Annotated in this window: 13 protein-coding genes and 4 pseudogenes; 9 read left to right on the top strand and 8 right to left on the bottom strand. The window is 34.9% G+C overall.

Translation table 11 applies throughout. From position 1 onward, the window contains the following. Nucleotides 1-23 precede the first annotated feature (23 nt). The 6 genes and pseudogenes from aroC to H5J24_RS02140 all read left to right on the top strand — a co-directional run bounded on the left by aroC (nt 24) and on the right by H5J24_RS02140 (nt 7,034). Nucleotides 24-1,095, top strand: a pseudogene (gene aroC / locus H5J24_RS02165) (chorismate synthase). Between the two features lie 17 nt (nt 1,096-1,112). Then, nucleotides 1,113-1,676: a thioredoxin family protein gene (locus H5J24_RS02160; RefSeq protein WP_068944605.1), complete on the top strand. Its 564-nt coding sequence runs from the start codon at nt 1,113-1,115 to the stop codon at nt 1,674-1,676. Between the two features lie 12 nt (nt 1,677-1,688). Next, nucleotides 1,689-2,228 (top strand): TlpA family protein disulfide reductase, encoded by a 540-nt coding sequence (locus tag H5J24_RS02155; protein WP_068944606.1) that lies wholly within the window; start codon nt 1,689-1,691, stop codon nt 2,226-2,228. A gap of 84 nt (nt 2,229-2,312) precedes the next feature. Beyond that, the gene (locus H5J24_RS02150) at nt 2,313-2,654 is read left to right on the top strand and encodes a YkvA family protein (protein ID WP_068945196.1); all 342 of its coding nucleotides are present in this window, start codon (nt 2,313-2,315) and stop codon (nt 2,652-2,654) included. A gap of 123 nt (nt 2,655-2,777) precedes the next feature. Continuing rightward, nucleotides 2,778-4,157, top strand: a complete 1,380-nt coding sequence (gene pyrF, locus H5J24_RS02145) for an orotidine-5'-phosphate decarboxylase (RefSeq protein ID WP_068944607.1) — start codon at nt 2,778-2,780, stop codon at nt 4,155-4,157. Between the two features lie 54 nt (nt 4,158-4,211). Next, nucleotides 4,212-7,034, top strand: a complete 2,823-nt coding sequence (locus H5J24_RS02140; protein WP_068944608.1) for a gluzincin family metallopeptidase — start codon at nt 4,212-4,214, stop codon at nt 7,032-7,034. Nucleotides 7,035-7,088: 54 nt separating this feature from the next. Here the strand turns inward: H5J24_RS02140 and H5J24_RS02135 are convergent, their stop codons facing one another. From H5J24_RS02135 to H5J24_RS02125, 3 genes are all read right to left on the bottom strand, one after another. Further along, complete coding sequence (locus H5J24_RS02135) at nt 7,089-7,898, bottom strand: T9SS type A sorting domain-containing protein (RefSeq protein WP_068944609.1); 810 nt, start codon at nt 7,896-7,898, stop codon at nt 7,089-7,091. A 184-nt stretch (nt 7,899-8,082) separates the two neighbouring features. Next, the gene (locus H5J24_RS02130) at nt 8,083-8,964 is read right to left on the bottom strand and encodes a lamin tail domain-containing protein (RefSeq protein WP_068944610.1); all 882 of its coding nucleotides are present in this window, start codon (nt 8,962-8,964) and stop codon (nt 8,083-8,085) included. Nucleotides 8,965-9,055: 91 nt separating this feature from the next. Continuing rightward, the gene (locus H5J24_RS02125) at nt 9,056-9,850 is read right to left on the bottom strand and encodes a T9SS type A sorting domain-containing protein (RefSeq protein WP_082811279.1); all 795 of its coding nucleotides are present in this window, start codon (nt 9,848-9,850) and stop codon (nt 9,056-9,058) included. A gap of 150 nt (nt 9,851-10,000) precedes the next feature. Here H5J24_RS02125 and H5J24_RS02120 point away from each other — a divergent pair. Beyond that, a pseudogene (locus H5J24_RS02120) lies at nt 10,001-13,226 on the top strand (hypothetical protein). 215 nt (nt 13,227-13,441) lie between these two features. Continuing rightward, nucleotides 13,442-14,436: pseudogene (dusB, locus tag H5J24_RS02115) on the top strand (tRNA dihydrouridine synthase DusB). A gap of 56 nt (nt 14,437-14,492) precedes the next feature. Here dusB and deoC read toward each other — a convergent pair. The 5 genes and pseudogenes from deoC to H5J24_RS02090 form a co-directional block, all read right to left on the bottom strand. Then, the gene (gene deoC, locus H5J24_RS02110) at nt 14,493-15,236 is read right to left on the bottom strand and encodes a deoxyribose-phosphate aldolase (protein WP_068944613.1); all 744 of its coding nucleotides are present in this window, start codon (nt 15,234-15,236) and stop codon (nt 14,493-14,495) included. 4 nt (nt 15,237-15,240) lie between these two features. Then, on the bottom strand, nt 15,241-15,711 hold the full coding sequence (locus tag H5J24_RS02105) for an Lrp/AsnC ligand binding domain-containing protein (protein ID WP_002976659.1): 471 nt from the start codon (nt 15,709-15,711) through the stop codon (nt 15,241-15,243). A gap of 27 nt (nt 15,712-15,738) precedes the next feature. Beyond that, on the bottom strand, nt 15,739-16,674 hold the full coding sequence (locus H5J24_RS02100; RefSeq protein ID WP_068944614.1) for an endonuclease/exonuclease/phosphatase family protein: 936 nt from the start codon (nt 16,672-16,674) through the stop codon (nt 15,739-15,741). A 378-nt stretch (nt 16,675-17,052) separates the two neighbouring features. After that, a complete protein-coding gene (gene trmD, locus H5J24_RS02095; RefSeq protein WP_068944615.1) occupies nt 17,053-17,724 on the bottom strand; it encodes a tRNA (guanosine(37)-N1)-methyltransferase TrmD in 672 nt (223 codons plus the stop codon). Further along, a pseudogene (locus H5J24_RS02090) lies at nt 17,721-18,982 on the bottom strand (NAD(P)/FAD-dependent oxidoreductase). Before H5J24_RS02090 ends, trmD begins: the two are co-directional and overlap by 4 nt. Before the next feature lie 65 nt (nt 18,983-19,047). Here H5J24_RS02090 and H5J24_RS02085 point away from each other — a divergent pair. Beyond that, on the top strand, nt 19,048-19,911 hold the full coding sequence (locus H5J24_RS02085) for a glycoside hydrolase family 25 protein (protein ID WP_068944617.1): 864 nt from the start codon (nt 19,048-19,050) through the stop codon (nt 19,909-19,911).

Genomic DNA, 19,911 nt, shown 5'->3' with positions numbered 1-19,911 from the left:
AGAAAAAAAGGTAATTTTGTATCATGTTCAACACATTAGGTAATCTTCTTAGTCTTACAACATTTGGAGAAAGTCACGGAGTGGCTTACGGCGGTATCATCAATAATTTTCCGGCAGGTTTAACGGTAGATCTCGATAAAGTTCAATATGAGCTGAACCGAAGAAAACCCGGCCAGTCTGCTATTGTTACACAAAGAAAAGAAAGTGACACAGTAAAGTTTCTTTCCGGGATCTTTGACGGAAAAACAACAGGTACGCCTATCGGTTTTATCATTGAAAACGAAAATCAGAAATCAAAGGATTATGACCATATTGCTGGAGCATATCGTCCAAGTCATGCTGATTTTACATACGATCAGAAATTTGGTTTCAGAGACCACCGTGGAGGAGGAAAATCTTCTGCAAGAGAAACCATGAACTGGGTAGTTGCCGGAGCATTAGCTAAACAACTTTTACCGGAGATTGAAATTAATGCTTATGTTTCTTCTGTAGGGGGATATTTTCTGCGAAAAACCATACCAGGCTCTTGACTTTTCTCAAACGGAAAGTAATGATGTACGTTGTCCGGATGCCGAGACAGCAGAAAAAATGATTGCCAGAATCAAAGAAATTAAAAAAGAAGGAAATACCATTGGAGGAACCATTACCTGCGTGATCAAAAACGTTCCTGTAGGAATTGGTGAACCTATATTTTCAAAGCTTCAGGCTGAACTGGCAAAAGCAATGCTGAATATCAATGCCTGTAAAGGTTTTGAATATGGAAGCGGTTTCTGTGGTGCAAAAATGACAGGAAAAGAGCATAACGATCAATTCAACACAGATTTTACAACAAAATCTAATCTGTCTGGAGGAATCCAGGGAGGAATTTCCAACGGAATGGATATCTATTTCCGTGTAGCTTTCAAACCGGTTGCCACCATTTTAAGACCTCAGGATAGTATTGATAAAGAAGGAAATCCTGTGATTGTAGAAGGAAAAGGACGTCACGATCCATGTGTAGTTCCAAGAGCTGTTCCTGTGGTGGAAAGCCTTGCTGCATTTGTATTAGCAGACTTATTCTTGATTAATAAAACGCGAAACATCAATAATTTTTAATATAAATACTTTTGGTAATGAAAAATTACTGGGATCAGGGAATTTCTTTTGAAGAATACCTTCAAATTGCAAAACAAAGATTAGATAATCCTGCTAACCAACAGGAGATTGAATATAAACAATATTATGAGCTTGGGCTTCAGAGAATGGACAGAACTGTTAAAAAGTATGTTCCGGATGAAGACCAGAGAAAAGAATTAGCAGCCAAAAATTTTGACGGAAAAATTTTAATTATTTCTGAAGCTTGGTGCGGAGACGCCAGTGCAACTGTTCCTGCTTTGTTTAAATTCTTTGAAGGTCATAATGAAATCAGAGTTTTTTTAAGAGACAGTGATAAAAGTCTGATCAATCAATTTTTAACCAACGGTACAGAATCTATTCCTAAAGTATTGATTCTGGATAAGGATTTTAATGTAAAAAATTCATGGGGCCCTCGTCCAAAGTATGGTTATGAATTATTAATGAAGTATAAAGCTGATCCGGAGGGCTATCCAAAAGACACTTTCTATAACGACCTGCAAATCTATTATGCTAAAAACAGAGGTAAAGATGCCGTTCAGGAAATCTTGGATCTGTTATAAAAAAAACAGAATATGAAAAAAGGAATTATTTACATTGCAATCATTGTCATCGTTGGTATTATTGTATTTGTACCGGGAGTGAAGGATTATATGAAAAACCAGTTTTTTCCTATCGCTACAATCGAAAATGCAGTACACATCAATGAGGAAGATTATGACATTGAACTTAAAGGAATCAATGCGCCCAGCACCAATCTTAAGAACTTTAAGAACAAAGCTGTTTTCCTTAACTTCTGGGGAACATGGTGCCCACCGTGCAGAAAAGAATGGCCATCTATTCAAAAACTGTATGATACCAGAAAAGAGCATGTAGATTTTGTACTTATTGCGATGAATGATAAAGAAGAAGATGTAAGAAAATTTTTAAAGGAAAATAATTATACAGTACCGGTATACATTGCACAAAGTCCGATATCTGAAAAGATTCTTCCTAAAGTTTTTCCTACAACATTTCTTTTAGATAAGACCGGCAGAATCCTGATTAAGGAAGATGCCACAAAAGACTGGGACTCAGAAACTGTGCACCAGTTTATTGATAATATCATCAAATAATTTTTTAACTAAATTTTATAATTTGTTGGTACAGGATTTGTGAAATTTATAATGTTGAAAAATTTGTTTAAATCCAAACACAAAATGAAATATTCAAAATTAAATCTTGCAAAAGAAGCTATCAGTCACAAGGGCTTTGTAAAAAAGATCCCTGATATTTTCAGAATGGTAAAAATGTGGAGAAAAGGAATTTATCCTATGAAATCCATTGACATTATTCTTCCTTTACTTGGAATTTTATATGTCATCTCTCCTATTGACCTTCTCCCTGAATTTGCCATCCCGGTACTTGGAGTAATGGATGATCTGGCGGTATTGTCACTTACCATTCCTAAACTCATCAAAGAGGTGGACAAATTTTTACTTTGGGAAGCTGAACGAAAATATAACGGTGCCCAAGTGATTGACGCAGAAATCATAAAATAATAGTTTATTTATATTTTCAAAACCATTCTGGAGTTTACAGAATGGTTTTTTATTTATCTAATAGGCGATAAATTTTTAAGCCTTATTTCAAATCCTTAAATTTGCAATATCTAATAAAAAATAATGGAAAGTAAAAAAGAATTCTTTTTGGAGTGCTACAAGCTAGGCATCATTAAATTTGGAAGGTTTACCTTAAAAAGTGGTATCGAAAGCCCTTTTTATGTAGACTTAAGACCTTTAGCTTCGGATCCTAAAATCTTAAAAAATCTTGCTAATTATTTACTGGAAATGCTTCCATTGGATAATTTTGATTTAATCTGTGGAGTTCCTTATGCTGCTCTTCCTATGGCGACAGCAATGTCACTGGAAAGTTATATTCCATTAATTATTAAAAGAAAAGAAGCAAAAAGTTACGGTACTAAAAAACTGATTGAAGGAATTTATCAGAAAGGACAAAACTGTCTTTTGGTAGAAGATGTTATCACCTCAGGAAAATCTTTGCTAGAGACTATTCCGGAAATAGAACAGGAAGATCTGAAGGTTTCTGACATTGTAGTAGTACTAGACAGAGAACAAGGCGGAAAACAGTTATTAGAAAGCAAAGGATATAGAGTACATACTCTTTTTAATATCTCGGAAGTATGTGGAGTTCTTCAGGAGACTGGTGAGTTATCTGATGAAGAAGTAGCGAGAATTCAGGATTTCTTACAGGGTAACCACATTCAGTTTAAAGAAGAAACCAGAGCTTCTTACGAACAAAAGCTAAGCAACACTCAGCATTCTGTTTCAAAAAAGCTATTGGAAACAGCTATAGCCAAAAAATCTAACCTGATTGCTTCTGCAGATGTTACAACCACTCAGGAATTATTAGACTTTGCAGAAAAAGTAGGTCCACATATTATTGCTTTAAAGACACACATCGATATCATTTCTGATTTTGAATACGAAAAAACAATTACTCCTTTAAAAGAAATTGCTGGAAGACACCAATTCTTATTAATGGAAGACCGAAAATTTGCAGATATCGGAAATACTCAGGAATTACAATTTACAAGCGGAGTTTTCAAAATTACAGATTGGGCTGATTTTGTAACCTCCCAGGTAATCGGAGGTTTTGAATCCCTAGACTGTTTCAAAAATGTAGGTGTTGTAGCTATTGTCGGAATGTCTTCAAAAGGAGCTTTAACAACTACCAGCTATCGTGAAGAAGCTCTAAAAGTAGCTTTGTCACATCCTAATGTAATCGGAGGAGTTTCTCAAAATAAAATTCCTGAAGATCTTCTGTTATTTACACCTGGTGTCAACCTTGCTGATTCTGGAGATGGAAAAGGACAGCAGTATAATACTCCGGAACATGTTTTCAAAACTTTACATACAGATTTCATCATTGTAGGAAGAGGAATTTATAAATCTGAAGATCCGGAAACAGCTGCTGTTACCTATAAAAATGAAGGTTGGAATGCGTATATTAATTCTTTGGAAAAAAAAGCAATTCAGAACTAAAATTCCTATAAAGTATATACAAAATAAGCTATATTTGAGCTTTATCACGGATATTTGAAAAAGATCAGCATTTGCCTTATTTTGTTTTGTGGAATCGTACAGGTTTCTGCACAGAAAGATAGTATATACATAGGAGCAAAACTCTCTCCTGATAATAAAACCCTTGAGGTAAACCAGGAGATTGTTTATTACAATCATTCTGACAAAGACCTACAGACGATAAAACTTCTGAACTGGATTTCTGCTTATAACAAACGCGGAACATCTTTAGTGTACAGAAAATTGGAAGACAGAAACAGTGACCTGCATTTTGCTAATAGCCATGATTTAGGGAAACTTCTGGAACTCAACATTAAAGATTCAGGAAACCAGGAAATCCCGGTTACTACACTTTCAGATGAAAATCTTTTTCTACCCCTGAAAGAAGCATTAAAACCCGGTGAAAGTATTACCCTTCAGCTACACTACCGTATGCAGCTTCCCGATAAAAAGTTTACGGGATATGGAACATCCGGCCAGAATACAGCTTTAAAATATTTCTTTATTGTTCCGGATCATTTTGATCCGGACAATAATTTTGAAAGAAAATACCATGATATTGAAGAACCGGTAAGTTTCAATACGTTCTGGACTGTAAATTTTGATATCCCAGTGAATAGCTTCATCGAAGGTAATCTTCCACAGATTCAGATGAATTCTTTTCAGGGTTATTTAGACTCAGATCCTGAATTTTCGGTTTCACCCAATGTATATCCTGTTATAAAAATCAATATTGACGGTACAGACACTGAAATTAAGTTTGGCTATAACCTCAAACCTGAGGAGAAACAGAATCTGGAGTTTTATTTACCTCTTCATCTAAAATTTCTCAAAGAAAAAATAGGCTATCTTCCGAAAAGTATATTTATTTCAGATAAGTTCCGAGCTAAGGAAGATTTCTTTGGAAATAATGATATTACTTTCTGGAAATTCAGATTTCCTCTATTTACAGAAGCTGAAAAAACAGACCTGGATTATTTTGGAGTTATTACCAAAAAAGTTCTGGATGAAAGAATAATTGCGGATAAACAAAAAGATCATTGGTTTAAAAATGGTTTAAAATCCTATCTTGAAATCCAATATCTGAAAAAGTTCTATAAAGACACCAAACTTTTAGGGATGCTGCCTGAAACCAAATTATTTGGACTTAAACCTTTAAAATTGTTTCATGCCTCCAAGGTAAAATTGCTCGACCGCTATGGGCTGGCTTATCAATATATTATGCTTCAGAATCTGGATCAGAAAATTGATGGAGATTTTACAAGTTTGAGCAATTTCAACGATATGGCCATCAGTAGTTTTGAGACAGGAAGTCTGTTCAATTATTCTGCGAATAAAATGGGGGAGCAGTCTTTTAATAATATTGTAAAAGAGTATGTCTCAAAAAGTTCAGGAAACAGGATTAATCCAAATGATTTCTTGAAACAGTTATCAGAAAAAGAAAAATCTGCCTATTATCTTGAAAATTTTTTCAAACAGAAAAACAGGATTAATTTTAAGCTGAAACATATTAGTAAAGAAAACGATTCTTTACAGATTAAAATTGCAAAAAATACGGATACTTCTATTCCAGTCAAGCTTGAAACAGAAACCAGAAATGGCGAAAGAAAATCTTATTGGATAGAAACATTAGAAAATGAAAGAATAAAAGAGATTTCTTTTCCTGCCTCAGATAATATTTATAAAATAACTTTAAATAATGATTATATTTTCCCGGAAGCCAGCTATAGGGATAATTTTTTGTATGCAAAAGGGATATTTTCAAATACTAAAAAAATCAAATTTAAACTCATAAAGGATATTCCAAATCCTGAATACAATGAAATTTATGTAAGTCCCAGGGTACGATTCAACAATACTTATGATAAATTTTTGTTAGGAGCTAATTTTAAAAATCAGTCATTCTTTGATCAGAAATTTCTGTATTCCTTTACCCCTACATACAGTACCGGAACAGGAAAACTAACCGGTTCAGGAGCTGTATCTTACTCTTTCCTGCCTGCTGAAAGCATGTTCAGAAGTATTACATTTGGAGTTTCAGGATCTTATTTCCACTATGATTATAACTTAGCTTACAGAAAAGGTTCTGTATTTTCCACTCTAAACTTTAGAAAAAACCCAAGAAGTACAGTAAGCAGAAGTTTAGGGGTTTCATACAACTACTTTGAGCGGGATCTAAGCCCTGCTATGATCGCCAATGATGATTACAAAAAATACAATCTTTGGGGATTGGGATATAGCTATAGTGACAGTCAGATGATTCATGAGAAAAGCTTAAGCCTGAGTGCACAGGGTATGGAAGATTTTAACAAAATTACTGCTGAAGGATTTTACAGATGGGAATTTGCCCCAAGACAAAAGCTAAGTGTTCGTTTATTTGCAGGATATTTTCTCAGAAATGATACCCGAAATGATTTATTCAACTATGGAATTTCAAGGGTATCCAACTATACATTTTCTTATAGCCTTTTAGGAGAGAGTGCCAGCAGTGGTCTTCTTTCGCAGCAGTTTATTTTAGCAGACGGCGGATTTAAATCATTCCTTCCCGGCACAGTTAATCAATGGATTACTTCTGTGAATGTAGATTCCAGTATATGGAAGATATTTCATGTGTATGCTGATGCAGGAATCTATAAAAATAAAGATCATGCTGCAAAATTTATATGGGATAGCGGGGTTAAAGTGAGAATCATTCCGGATTTTCTGGAAGTTTATTTTCCGATACAATCTTCTTTAGGATTTGAGCCAGGATTTAAAGATTATGCAAAGCGTATCCGATATACTTTGATCCTTAATCTTGGATCTGTCATCAATGCAGCAAGAAGAGGCTGGTATTAAAACAAAGAAACAGCTCATCTCTAAGCTGCTTCTTATCAAAAAATATTTGAAAAACTAATCTTTTATAATCTTTTGTGAAACCGGAGCGTTATTAACCGTTCCTGTTACAAAATAGGTTCCTTTGGGTAATTCTGTGATATCTATATTCTGAGCGAACTTTGTGGGAGATTTTTTCACAACCTGTCTGTAGGTATCATACACTTTTACATCTTTGATCTCCATTGCGAAAAGCACCTTACCATCTTTAATAAAAGGATTCTGAACAAAGCCCCCTTTTGCACTGCCTTCAGCGGAAAAATCGGCCATATTATCGCTGTTATTCTCTAAAGTTCTTCTGATTGCTGTAGATGCTGTAGGAGAAGGAGCCGGGCCATCTCCTTTAAACTGATCTGCATTCGCTCCATAGCCTACAAAATCCAACACATTAGAAGAAGCTGGGCTTGTTACCTGTACAATATTTCCTGCCAGTACTACTTTTCCGGATGTACCAGAAATTCTTATCCCAACAGATTTATTGGGAGTACCATCAAAATTCGTGACCGTTGTTGCTATGAAATCAGGTGTTGGCAGCGCTTCTACTCCTCCATCCACTGCAGCTTCCTGGATCAGATAAGTTTCTTCCGGTCCTAAAGTAAAATCAGGAAGAGTATGGTATTCTGTAAAAGCTCCGATTGCAGGTGCATACTGTATACTTGCTCCTGTTAAAGAAACCAGAGTAGTTCCTATATTTTTCAGAACAATATAGTTATTTTTGAAAACAGCTCCTGAATTTCCATTCCCACCATAGATCTCATTGATCACAATCTGGGCATTGGTAAAAGCAGTCATCAAAATTAAACCAGCAATAGTAAAGATTTTTTTCATGTAAATAATTTTGAAGCAGGGTTATAATAAAAATATCAAAAACGATACCTTTTCATTGGAAATTTACAAAAAATCCTTTATACCTATATTATATTCTAACTAATAAAAATTATATAAATAAGCATAAAAAAATCCGGCCATTTCTTCGAAATGGCCGGATTCGTATTTTAATCTAAAACTTAAATTAGTCTTTTAAGATTTTTCTAGATACAGCCTCGTTATTTACTGTACCTGTTACGATATAATTTCCTCTTGTTAATTCAGCAACATTTACAGTTCCGTTTGCTTTTACAGAAGCTTCTTTAACAAGTTGTCCAAACATATTGAAAACTTTTACATCTTTAACATCAGCTCCGAAAGTAATTTCGTTGTTTTTAACGAAAGTATTCTTCACGAAGTTAGCTATAGATTTCCCTTTGATTTCTGTAACAGCTAGACTTCCTGAACCTGAATTTTCTGGAGTTGGAGTACCTGCAATAAAATCTAAATTATTATTATTGGTATCAATTCCATTAGTTCTAGAGATAGAAGTTGTATTACTAGTTGCTGGAGCAGCTCCGGCACCTTCAAATAAACTTACAGTACCACTTCCCCAACCAACAAAATCAATAACATTTGAACCGTTTGCTGCAGTAGGAGAAGTACTATCGCTAGTTAAAGCAATTTTACCACCAGTTCCAGATAAAGCTAAAGGTTGATCAGGAAAACTATTTCCACTAGGAGCAAAGTCAGGATTTAATAAGTTTTGGGATCCTCCTGTTCCAGCAGCCATCTGAATCAAATATTTCTGTCCTGGATTTAATGTAATTGAAGGTAACGCCAATTTATTATTAAGTGGATTTGTAATACTTCCACTTGCACCAAAAGCTCCATTTGTAGAAGCATATTGTATATAAGCTCCATTAAGAGTTACTGGAGAGGAGCCTCTATTAATTAATTCAACAAAATCATTTTTTAATGTTGCTCCAGAGTTTCCGCCACCTCCGTACACTTCGTTAATTACAATCTGAGCATTCATAGATGCTGCTACGGAAACGATTCCTAAAATAGTAAAGATCTTTTTCATAAAATAATTTTTTTTAAAATTTATGCGATAAAAATACAAAAAAACCGCTACTCATTTGAAGCAGCGGTAGATATTTAACAATTTATTAAAATTACTTTTTAATAATCTTCTCAGAAACGGCTTTACCATTAACATTTCCTGCTACAAAATAAATCCCACTTTGTAGATTTTCTACATTCACAACTCCATTTTCAGAAACAGATGCTGTTTTTACTAATTGTCCGTTTACATTAAAGATCTTAATATCAGATTTTGTTCCAAAATAGATTTCCTTGTCTACAGAAGTATTTTTAATAAATGGGTTTTTAGTTTTTACACTCTCCGAAGTCGCTAATGATCCGGAGATCCCCGTTACCTTTACATCATCAATTCTGTAGTTTCCTAGATTACTTGTTACAGAAGACCATCTAAGGCTTAAGTTTGCTGCATTCTCTGCTCCAACCGGCAGTTGAATAGGTACTTCACCATTTACAAGTCCCCAAGTAGTAGCTTTTTTATTATAAGTATAAATTACATCATTCCAGGTAGTTCCATTTGTACTCCATTGAAAAATAATATCTTGGTTAAAAGCAGCTGCTCCTAGCCCACCCCATATAATAGAAATATTTGTATACCCAACTGTTGATAAATTAGAATATGTCAATGTATGGGTAATTCCATTTGAACCCTGCCCTACAAATACCACATTCATCCCTCCTGAAGCTCCGGGGTATTTATTTGTAGATGCATTAGATCCATTTGATTTCCAACCATTAGTTGTATTAGTACTTGTCCAACCTGTAGGTAATGTAGCTGTAGCTCCAAAAGATTCCGACAAAAGAGTTGTCTGTCCAAATGAAATTGTGGCAAGCATTGCTGTCGCCAATAACGAATAAAGTTTTTTCATGATTATAATTTTATATTATTTATAATTTCGATGGCTAAATTACTCTTAATTTTAAGGACTCCACAATATTTGGATTAATTTTCTGTTAATAATAGTTAATCCGATGCTATTAACATTTTTTAATTATTTTTACCAATTATTTTTCAGGAGTTGCGGAATACTTTTATCCTATTCGTTGTATTTTTCTTTGGCATATTTTCAGGAAATGCGCAGGTATTTTCATGGAAAAATCCCAACATTCCTGAAGACAGTATAAAAAAGATAGTATTCTTGCTGCAAGGCTTGAACAGGACATTTTTGCAAAAGACACCTTAGATTTTATCCGAACCCACAACAGAATTGTTGTTGATGAAGCTGTATTGGCTAAAAATGATAAAAAAAGATTTTTAGGTGAACTTAACTCTAAAGGTTCCATTATCCGTGGAATTACATTCGGGAATAATCAAGGACAATCTGTACAAAGTTCTATGGATCTTCAGATTTCCGGACGGCTTTCCAAAGATGTTACCATTTTAGCCAGTATCTCCGATCATAATTTACCCATTCAGGCAGATGGATATACTCAAACTCTAGAAGAGTTTGATAAAATCTACATGCAGCTTAACATTAAAGAGAAGTCTATTCTGAGAGCAGGTCATCTTGACCTTTTAGAAAATAAAAATTATTTCGCCAAATACCAGAGACGAAGCATGGGAATCCAGTTTCAGACTGAGTTCGGAAAAGAAAATAAAACATTTGTAGATATTTCCGCTGGTGTAGCAAGAAGTGAATTTCACAGAATTCGTTTTCAAGGAGTTGAAGGGAACCAGGGGCCTTACCGTTTGACAGGAAAAAATGGTGAACAGTTCATTACCCTGATCTCAGGTTCTGAGCAGGTATTTATTGATGGTATCCTTATGAAACGTGGAGAAAATCAGGATTACGTAATCAATTATAATACAGGAGAGGTTACTTTTACCAGTTTCCGTCCTATTTTCCAGCAGAATTTCATCACCATTTCCTATAACTACGCCAACAGGAATTATTCAAGATATTTATTTACCGGAAAGCTTGAGCATCAAAGAGAAAAATTCAAGGTTGGACTGAACTGGTTCATGGAGAATGATAACAAAAACGCTCCTCTTGCGTTAAGTTTATCTAAAGAAGATGAACAAATCCTTGCTAATGCAGGAAATGACCCTAACCTGATGTATGCTCCATCCGGCGTGGTTACTGAATATGATGTTAATAAAATTTTATACCGTTTAAATCCTGCCGGAAATTTCTACGAACTTTCTACAGATCCTAACGAAACTCTTTATCAGGTATCTTTCACCTATTTTGGAGCTAATCAGGGTGATTATAAAATAGCTCAAACGACAAATAACGGACGTGTTTTTGAATATATAGGCCCTAATGCTGGAGATTACAAAGCGGTAAGAAAACTTCCGTCTCCACAGAAATCTCAGGTATTTTCCCTGAATTCTGAATATTTGCTGAACGAAGGAAAAATAGGGGCAGATATTTCCCTGAGTAATTATGATGTCAATCTATTTTCATCCAAAGATTCAGACCAGAACATAGGATATGCATACCGTGTATTTGGAAATAAAACTTTTACAAAAAATATGTGGAAGGGTACTCCAAGTTTTGAGTATCAATATATAGACAAACAATTCCATATTCTGGATCGTATCAATGATGTGGAATTCTCCAGAGATTTCAACTTAACACAAGAATTTAACAATAAGACACAGAATCGTTTTATTTTCAGCTTCTTAAACAAATGGAATAATAAGTCTACGTTAAACTACCGTATCAATTATTTAAATGAGCAGGATTCGTATAAGGGTATTAAAAACGATCTGGATTTCGGATGGATCACCGGACGTTTCTTTACGAAAGGGAATCTATCTTATCTGAATACTAATGCTACTCTTCAGGATACCAAGTTTATCCGTGGTGGACTATCAACAGAATTCACCGGAAAGAAAGGAAGTTGGGCCATAGGAGGAAGTATGGAGCATAATGAGAAGAAATACAATGATACCCAGCTAATGGATGTCACAAGTTTCAGCTGGAAAGAAATATTTGCCCAAAAGAAAATCGGTGACAGTACCCGAACAAAGTTATTGACAAAAGTATATATGCGAGCTAATGACTCGGTACGTGACAACAGACTTCAGAATATGAACAAGATCCTTGGTTTCATGGCAGAAAGTCAGATCATAAAAACAGAAAGAACCACTCTGAACGCTTTAATCCATTACAGAAAATTCTTTTATTCCGGGGCAGAAGGTGATATAACCAGAAACAATGACTTTGTGGTTGGAAATATTCTTTACAATCAACAGCTTTTCAGAAACGGAATGCGTTTACAGGCATTCTATGAACTTGGAAACGGACAGGAAGCACAAAGAGAGTTTCAATATATTAAGGTAACTGATGGGCAGGGAGTTTATAAATGGACCGACTATAATGGTGACGGTATTCAGCAGCTTGATGAATTTGAAATTGCAGAATACTCCGATTTGGCTCAATATATCAGAGTTTATACCAATTCCGTAAGATATATTCCATCCAATAAAAACAAATTACAGTTGGCTTTATTTGTAAATCCGGCGATTGTCTTTAATTCGGAAAATGCTTTCTTAAAGCGTTGGAACTTTAATATTTCATTAAACTCTCAGAATTCATTCTATAAAAAAGATAAAGTTCTGGTGTTGAATCCATTTGAAAAGAACAGTGATCAGATCCTTAAAAATCAAAATATTTTAACTTCTGTACAATTCAATCCGACAGATAAATCCGGATGGAACGGAAACTATCGATTTATTACGAATGACAACCTTATCAATGCAAATTTCAGTAATGAAGAACGCGAACAGACTTCCCATTTCCTGAATCTTGGATATTGGTTTAATAAAGAATTTAGGGTAGACTGGGAAAATTCTGTTCACGATATTAAAAACTCTTCACAGTTATTTGCAACAAGAGATTACCGTCTCAATAATTTTGAGACTAAACCCAAGGCTACTTATAAGTTTACAGATGCCATCCAGACAGAGCTTTCTGCTGCTTTCCGCCAGAAAAAAGGATTGATGGGGAAGAATTATTAAAAGCTTTTGATATCACAGGAACTGTCCAATGGGAATTCAGAAAGACTTCCATTCGCGGAAATTTCTCTTTCATTAATAACAATTTCAATGGAAATAATTTCAGTATCGTAGGAAACCAAATGCTTGATGGTCTGAAACCAGGAAAGAATCAGGTGTGGAGTGTATTCATCCAGCAGGCCATTAATTCCTTTATCCAGTTAAACCTAAATTATGAAGGAAGAAACTCCGGTGAGAGAACCATTCATATTGGAAGCATGCAGGTAAAAGCGAGCTTCTAGAGTTTAAAGGTTTTAGGTTTTAGGTTTTAGGTTTTAGGTTCCAAGTTAGTTATTTCTTACTATTTTAAGTTTTCGACGCAATACTCTAATACTCTAATACTCTAATACTCTAATACTCTAACACTCTAACACTCTCCAACCCCTTTCAAAAGCATCACTCAAAGTAATAGATAATATCATATTTTCTACTAATCAGAATTTTGTAAATTTGCACCATGATAAAAATAGGCAATATAGAACTGCCGGAATTTCCACTTTTGCTGGCTCCGATGGAAGATGTAAGTGATCCTCCATACAGACGTTTATGTAAAATGCACGGTGCAGACTTAATGTATTCGGAATTTATTTCTTCCGAAGGGTTAATTCGTGACGCTATCAAGAGCCGTAAAAAACTGGATATTTTCGATTATGAAAGACCAGTCGGAATACAGATTTTCGGTGGTGATGAAGAAGCAATGGCCATGTCTGCAAGAATTGTAGAAACAGTGAATCCAGACTTGGTAGACATTAATTTTGGTTGTCCTGTAAAAAAGTGGTTTGCAAAGGGGCTGGAGCTGGGGTTTTGAAAGATATTGACCTCATGGTTCGTCTTACAAAAGCCGTAGTAAGTTCTACCCACCTGCCTGTAACCGTAAAAACCCGTCTGGGATGGGACAGCACATGCATCAATATTGATGAAGTGGCAGAACGTTTACAGGAAACCGGAATCAAAGCTCTTACCATCCATGCAAGAACTCGTGCACAAATGTACAAAGGGGAGGCAGATTGGGAACATATTTCAAGAATCAAACAAAATCCTAATATTGAAATTCCAATTTTCGGGAACGGTGATATCGATTCTCCGGAAAAAGCACTTGAATACAAACAAAAGTATGCTTGTGACGGAATTATGATAGGACGTGCAGCGATTGGTTATCCTTGGATATTCAATGAAATTAAGCATTTCTTTAAAACAGGGGAACACTTACCTGCTCCTACTATTTCAGACCGTTTATTAGCAGTTCGTCAACATGCAGAATGGAGTGCAGAATGGAAAGGAGAAAGGTTAGGATTGGTAGAAATGAGACAACATTACGGCAACTATTTCCGTGGAGTTCCTCACTTTAAGGATTTTAGAAAAAAATTCCTGGAAGTTTTCACATTAGAAGAAATGGATGCTTTAATTAAAGAGACCCAACAATTCTACGAAGAATATCAGGCTCAGGTATAACAATAAAAAACCATCAAATTAAATTGATGGTTTTTTATTGTTCTTGAATATCAAATTTAATATCCTTCTGATGAAGATTCATTTTTAATGAGTGCCAATGCCGAGGAAGTTCCGATTCTCTTCACTCCCATATTGATCATTTTCTCAGCGTCTTCAGGAGTTCTTACCCCTCCTGCCGCTTTTACAGGAAGTTTTCCAGCGTTATCTAACATGATCTTTATCCCTTCAAATGTTGCTCCATTTGGCTTTCCATCTTTAGTTTCATAAAAACCTGTTGACGATTTAACGAAAATATGAGGTAAATCGTTCACTGAGAAGTTCTCTTCTGCCCAGTTCGAAATATTTTTGGTAAGATCTGCAATCTGGTCATCAGTCAAAGCTGCAATTTCAATAATCCATTTTGCAATTTTATGGTGTTCTAAAGCCAGCTTTGTACATTGTACAAATTCATCTTTTACCAACTCTATATTTCCCTGAAGATAGGCATTGTAATTCATTACAAAATCAAGTTCATCTGCTCCGTCTTCAATAGCTTTTGATGCTTCTGCAAGCTTCTCTCCTATAGAATACGTTCCTTCATGGAATCCTATTACAGTTCCCACTGCAACATTTGAATTTCTTTCCTGAATATATTTTTTAATTTCTGCTACATAATCCGGGCGGATCATTACGGCAAAAATACCATTATCAATAGCTACCTGAGCAAGTTCTTTATCAATCTGAAGGGTTCCTTCATGTGAAATACCTGATTGTTCTGGTGTCTTCAAGTAAGTTGAATCCAAATATTGGGCTATGTTCATATCGTTATACTTTCAATTGTCTATAAATACCTTGTTCCAAAGATATGAAAGTTTCTGTTCTTGTTACTCCTTTCAATTTTTGGAGTTTGCTAAGGATTTGCATCAAATGGTCGTTATCTTTACAAAGAACCTTAAGGAATATTGTATAATTTCCTGTTGTATAGTGGGCTTCTACGACTTCATTGATATCATGTAAAGATTTTACCACTTCAGGGTAATGACTTGGCTGATCCAAAAACACGCCGATATAAGAAATCACCTTATACCCGATTTTTTTAGGATTAAGGAATGAAATTGAGTTTTCAATAACTCCTGCATGTTCCAGCTTTTTAATTCTTTGATGTACTGCTGTTGTAGAGATCCCAACGTTCTTTGAGATGTGTGCTAAAGAAGTTTTAGCATTATCCATCAGCATGTAGATAATTTCCTTGTCAATGGAATCTAAATGGTAACTTGTGTTGCTCGAATTTTTCATTTTCTACTTTTTTATTATTTATGTTTTTTATGATAAGCTTTTAAACTTTACAAAAACCGGGAAATGATCGCTGTATCCGCCTAAATACCGGGTACCGGCATAAGTTCGGAAAGGTCGTCCTTCAAAATTTCTCGTCCTGCTGCTGATTTTCTCAGAATTGAACACACGGGCTTCCTGAAAAGCCAGCGTTGTGTTGTCAAGAAGGGATCTCGACATTATAATCTGATCGTACAGCAATCCAGACTTATAATGAAAAGTAGAATAATTTCTTGTAGTAAACAACTCCTGAAAAGGGTTAATCAACACCTTCTCATGATCGTTGTCATAGAGAATTTGCACTAAATTTTCATCATCCGGGTTTTCATTAAAATCACCACACAATATGACATGCTCTTTATCAGCATCAACAATTTTCATGATTCGTTGCCGAACTTCATTCAATATAAAGGCTCTTTTGGGTTTATTGATATCCTTTTCGCGCTTAGAGGGAAGATGGGCGATAAAGACATTAATAACTTCTCCCTTATATTTAATTTTTGAAAAAAGTACGTCTCTGGTTGTGTCGTAATTTCCTGTGTTTTTATAAGTTATTTCAAAAAAGAAAGTAATGGTTTCAGAATCTATAACCTCTACTTTGCTTTTATCATATAACATGGCTACATCTACCTTTCTTTCATCCATAGAATTGTAATGTACAATCCCATATTCAGAATTAAAGGGTTCCATTTCTACAAGATCTTCTAAAACTTTCCTTCCGGAAACTTCGGATAATCCGAGAATAAATGGCAATACTCCATTTTCCTCCTTCATCAATTGAAATACATGAGAGATCTTAAAAAGTTTATTTTTATATCTTCTCTCATCCCAATTTCTTAAACCTGACTTTGTAGGATCTAATTTATGAACAGGTTTAGGATCGGGTAAAAATAAATTTTCAACATTATAAAAAGAGAACAGTTCCATCAACACAAATTTCTATACTTTTAAATTAATATGTTCTTTTTTTCTAATTGTAAATTTATTATTTTTTTCAAATCATATTGATTTGCCCACAATATTAACAAATCAATTTATAATAAGAAATGTTTCAAATGTAACAAAAAAAATCAATAAAACTACTTACAGTGAATTAAATTTTCAATTAATTTGTATTTTCATTCAATATATCAAAATTAAAATAATGAATAAAATTTGAAATAACGAAAATAAAAATTCAATTAAAAGACCAAATCTACTAATATTTTCCTTTTTACTTACAATAATAACAAATATTATTCCATTTAATTTGTAGACAAATAGAATACATAAAAAATCAGGGTTTAAATGATCTGTACTGCTATTTTAAAGGAGATCAGGGCGTTTTTCTTTGGTAATTCTTACCGCTTCATCATGACGCCATTCTTCAATTTTCCCAAAATTTCCGCTTAATAAAACTTTAGGTACATCCAATCCTTTATAACTTTCCGGTCTTGTATAAATGGGAGGTGATAAAAGATCATCCTGAAAACTATCCGTCAAGGCACTTTGCTCATCATTTAAAACTCCCGGAAGCAGTCTTATAATAGAATCAGCCAGTACACAGGCAGCAAGTTCACCTCCTGTAAGTACATAATCACCAATCGATATTTCTTTCGTAATATGAAGGTCTCTCACTCTCTGGTCTATTCCTTTATAATGACCGCAAAGAAAAATCAGATTATCTTTGATGGAAAGAGAATTAGCTATTTTCTGGTTCAGTGTTACACCGTCCGGTGTCAGATAGATCACTTCATCATAGCTTCTCTGAGACTTCAGTTCTGAGATACATTTATCCAACGGCTCTACCATCATCACCATTCCAGCTCCTCCTCCGTAAGGTTCGTCATCAATTTGCTTGTGCTTATTGATTGCCCAGTCTCTCAGGTGATGAAAATGTACTTCTGCCAGTCCTTTGTCCATTGCTCTTTTTAAAATAGAGGTTTTGAATGGACTTTCCATCAATTCTGGAAGTACGCTTATGATATCAATTCTCATTGTAATGTTCCGTTTTTCTTAGTAGGTATAATAATTAATCTTAAGGAAGAATCCTTGTTGATATAGCTCCACATCCAATTAAAAAATATGGCAAGCTTATTTCGAACGCTCAAAATTAGCATTAAATGGAGAAACATCCAGAAATACCATGCTAAAAATCCCTGGAATTTTATAAATGGCAGATCTACAACGGCTCTGTGCTTTCCTATGGTTGCTAAAGAACCTTTGTCATCGTATTCATATTCTTTCCATTCCCCTAAGGTTTTTTTCAACAGATTTTTCCCTAAATTTTTGGCCTGATTAATGGCTACATTGGCCACCTGTGGATGTCCCTGTGGATATTTAGGGGTTTCCATATAGGCAATATCACCAATTGCGTATACATTATCATACCCTTTTATTTTGTTGTATCGGTCTACGATATATCTGTTTCTTACCAACTTTTCTTCAGGGAAGCCATCAATTACATTTCCTGTAACTCCTGCGGCCCAGATTACATTATTGGATGGTATTTCTTTTCCACTCTTCAAATGCACTTTATCGCCATCATATTCTGTAACCACCTCTCCACTCATGAAGGTTACTCCAAGGTCCTTAAGGTATTTTTCAGATTTTTCCTGAGCCTCACTGCTCATAACGGCAAGAGGTTTTTCTGTAGAACTCACGAGAATAATCTTCAGATGATCAAAATTCATATAAGGATAATCTCTTGGAAGAATATCTTTTTCATTTCAGCAAAGGCGCCTGCCAGCTCTACACCGGTTGGCCCGCTTCCAACGATAACGATATTCCAGTTTCCGTCATCACTTCGGCTTTTCTCAATAATAAGCTTTTCAAAGGTCATCAAAACGTGATTTCTGATGCTGATTGCTTCCTGAGTATTTTTCATTCCGAAAGCTTTTCCTTCAAGTTCTTTATTACCGAAAAAATTAGTTTTACAACCTGTTGCAATGATAAGTTTATCGTAAGTAAATTCTGCCTCATCAGTAATGACCTTATTATTGGCAGCATCAATTTCCTTGACGTCCGTCATTCGGAACTGAGTGTTTCTGGATTGCTGAAAAATCTTTCTGAAAGGGAAAGAAATGTTGGAAGGTTCAATCCTTCCTGAGGCTACCTGATAAAAAAGCGGCTGAAACATATGGTGATTCATCCGATCCAGAACAATAACCTTTTTGTTCTTATTGTTCAATGTTTTTGCAAGCTGCAGCCCCGCAAATCCTCCTCCTATAATGATGATTTTTTCGCGTGTTTCCATAATACACAAATTTACTGATTTTATTTAGCATTTAGTAGTGAAAAAAGTTAGTTTTGCAAAACTTTATGACACCAAAGAAGTACACCAAAAAAACTGCCAAACAGATCCATAAGAACAGACGGAACAGCTATTTTTTCCGTCGCAGGGTGATATTAGCCATTTTAATTGTAGCTTTAATCGGAACCGGATTTTATCTCAAACAATCTGTAAGCTATTACTATGCTTTGTACTTTAATAAGTTTACCCATAAAAAACTTCACAATAGTGAAAAAGAAAGTTCAAGAATCCAAAGAATATTAGCTAATAATCTTGACAAAACCTATGGATTTGATGTTTCTCATTACCAAAATAAGGAAGATATTAAATGGGACAGTCTCAGTATTGGCAATAAAACCATTCCGCTGGAGTTTGTTGTGATGCGTGCAACCATGGGCAATAAAAGTGCCGATAAACATTTTGATGAATTCTGGGAAATGGCTAAAAAACATAACCTGATCCGTGGTGCTTATCATTTCTACCGGGCTGATGAAGATCCGGTAATCCAGGCTAATAATTTTTTAGCGAATGTCAAATTGGAAAGTGGCGACCTCCCTCCTATTCTGGATATTGAAAAAATCCCAAAGCGGAAAACCAATAAAAAATTAGTGGAAGACCTGAAGATATGGTGTAAAATTATAGAAGAAACATATGGTGAAAAACCTATTCTTTATACTTACTACCATTATTATAAGGATTTTCTGAAGGGTGAATTTGAAGGTTATCCTTTATGGCTGGCCAATTACAATGATGTCCCTACTCCATCTCCTGATGACCAATGGGATTTCTGGCAATTTACCGAAAATGGGATTGTTCATGGGATCAATACTAAAGTAGACCTTGATATTTACAACGGTAATTCATGGTCTTTGAAAAGACTGACATTAGATTAA

Origin of the sequence: Chryseobacterium capnotolerans (assembly GCF_021278965.1) — a bacterium.
Classification (GTDB): Bacteria; Bacteroidota; Bacteroidia; order Flavobacteriales; family Weeksellaceae; genus Chryseobacterium; species Chryseobacterium capnotolerans.
Note: the sequence above shows the minus strand (reverse complement) of the source record. Positions and strands in the feature narration are given on the sequence as shown.

What these genes read in the sequence shown, in the direction of transcription:
- H5J24_RS02125 (WP_082811279.1), bottom strand. Translation starts at nt 9,850, where the DNA reads ATGAAAAAACTTTATTCGTTATTGGCGACAGCAATGCTTGCCACAATT.
- H5J24_RS02160 (WP_068944605.1), top strand. Translation starts at nt 1,113, where the DNA reads ATGAAAAATTACTGGGATCAGGGAATTTCTTTTGAAGAATACCTTCAA.
- trmD (WP_068944615.1), bottom strand. Translation starts at nt 17,724, where the DNA reads ATGAGAATTGATATCATAAGCGTACTTCCAGAATTGATGGAAAGTCCA.
- H5J24_RS02105 (WP_002976659.1), bottom strand. Translation starts at nt 15,711, where the DNA reads ATGAAAAATTCGAGCAACACAAGTTACCATTTAGATTCCATTGACAAG.
- pyrF (WP_068944607.1), top strand. Translation starts at nt 2,778, where the DNA reads ATGGAAAGTAAAAAAGAATTCTTTTTGGAGTGCTACAAGCTAGGCATC.
- deoC (WP_068944613.1), bottom strand. Translation starts at nt 15,236, where the DNA reads ATGAACATAGCCCAATATTTGGATTCAACTTACTTGAAGACACCAGAA.
- H5J24_RS02150 (WP_068945196.1), top strand. Translation starts at nt 2,313, where the DNA reads ATGAAATATTCAAAATTAAATCTTGCAAAAGAAGCTATCAGTCACAAG.
- H5J24_RS02135 (WP_068944609.1), bottom strand. Translation starts at nt 7,898, where the DNA reads ATGAAAAAAATCTTTACTATTGCTGGTTTAATTTTGATGACTGCTTTT.
- H5J24_RS02155 (WP_068944606.1), top strand. Translation starts at nt 1,689, where the DNA reads ATGAAAAAAGGAATTATTTACATTGCAATCATTGTCATCGTTGGTATT.
- H5J24_RS02100 (WP_068944614.1), bottom strand. Translation starts at nt 16,674, where the DNA reads ATGGAACTGTTCTCTTTTTATAATGTTGAAAATTTATTTTTACCCGAT.
- H5J24_RS02130 (WP_068944610.1), bottom strand. Translation starts at nt 8,964, where the DNA reads ATGAAAAAGATCTTTACTATTTTAGGAATCGTTTCCGTAGCAGCATCT.
- H5J24_RS02085 (WP_068944617.1), top strand. Translation starts at nt 19,048, where the DNA reads ATGACACCAAAGAAGTACACCAAAAAAACTGCCAAACAGATCCATAAG.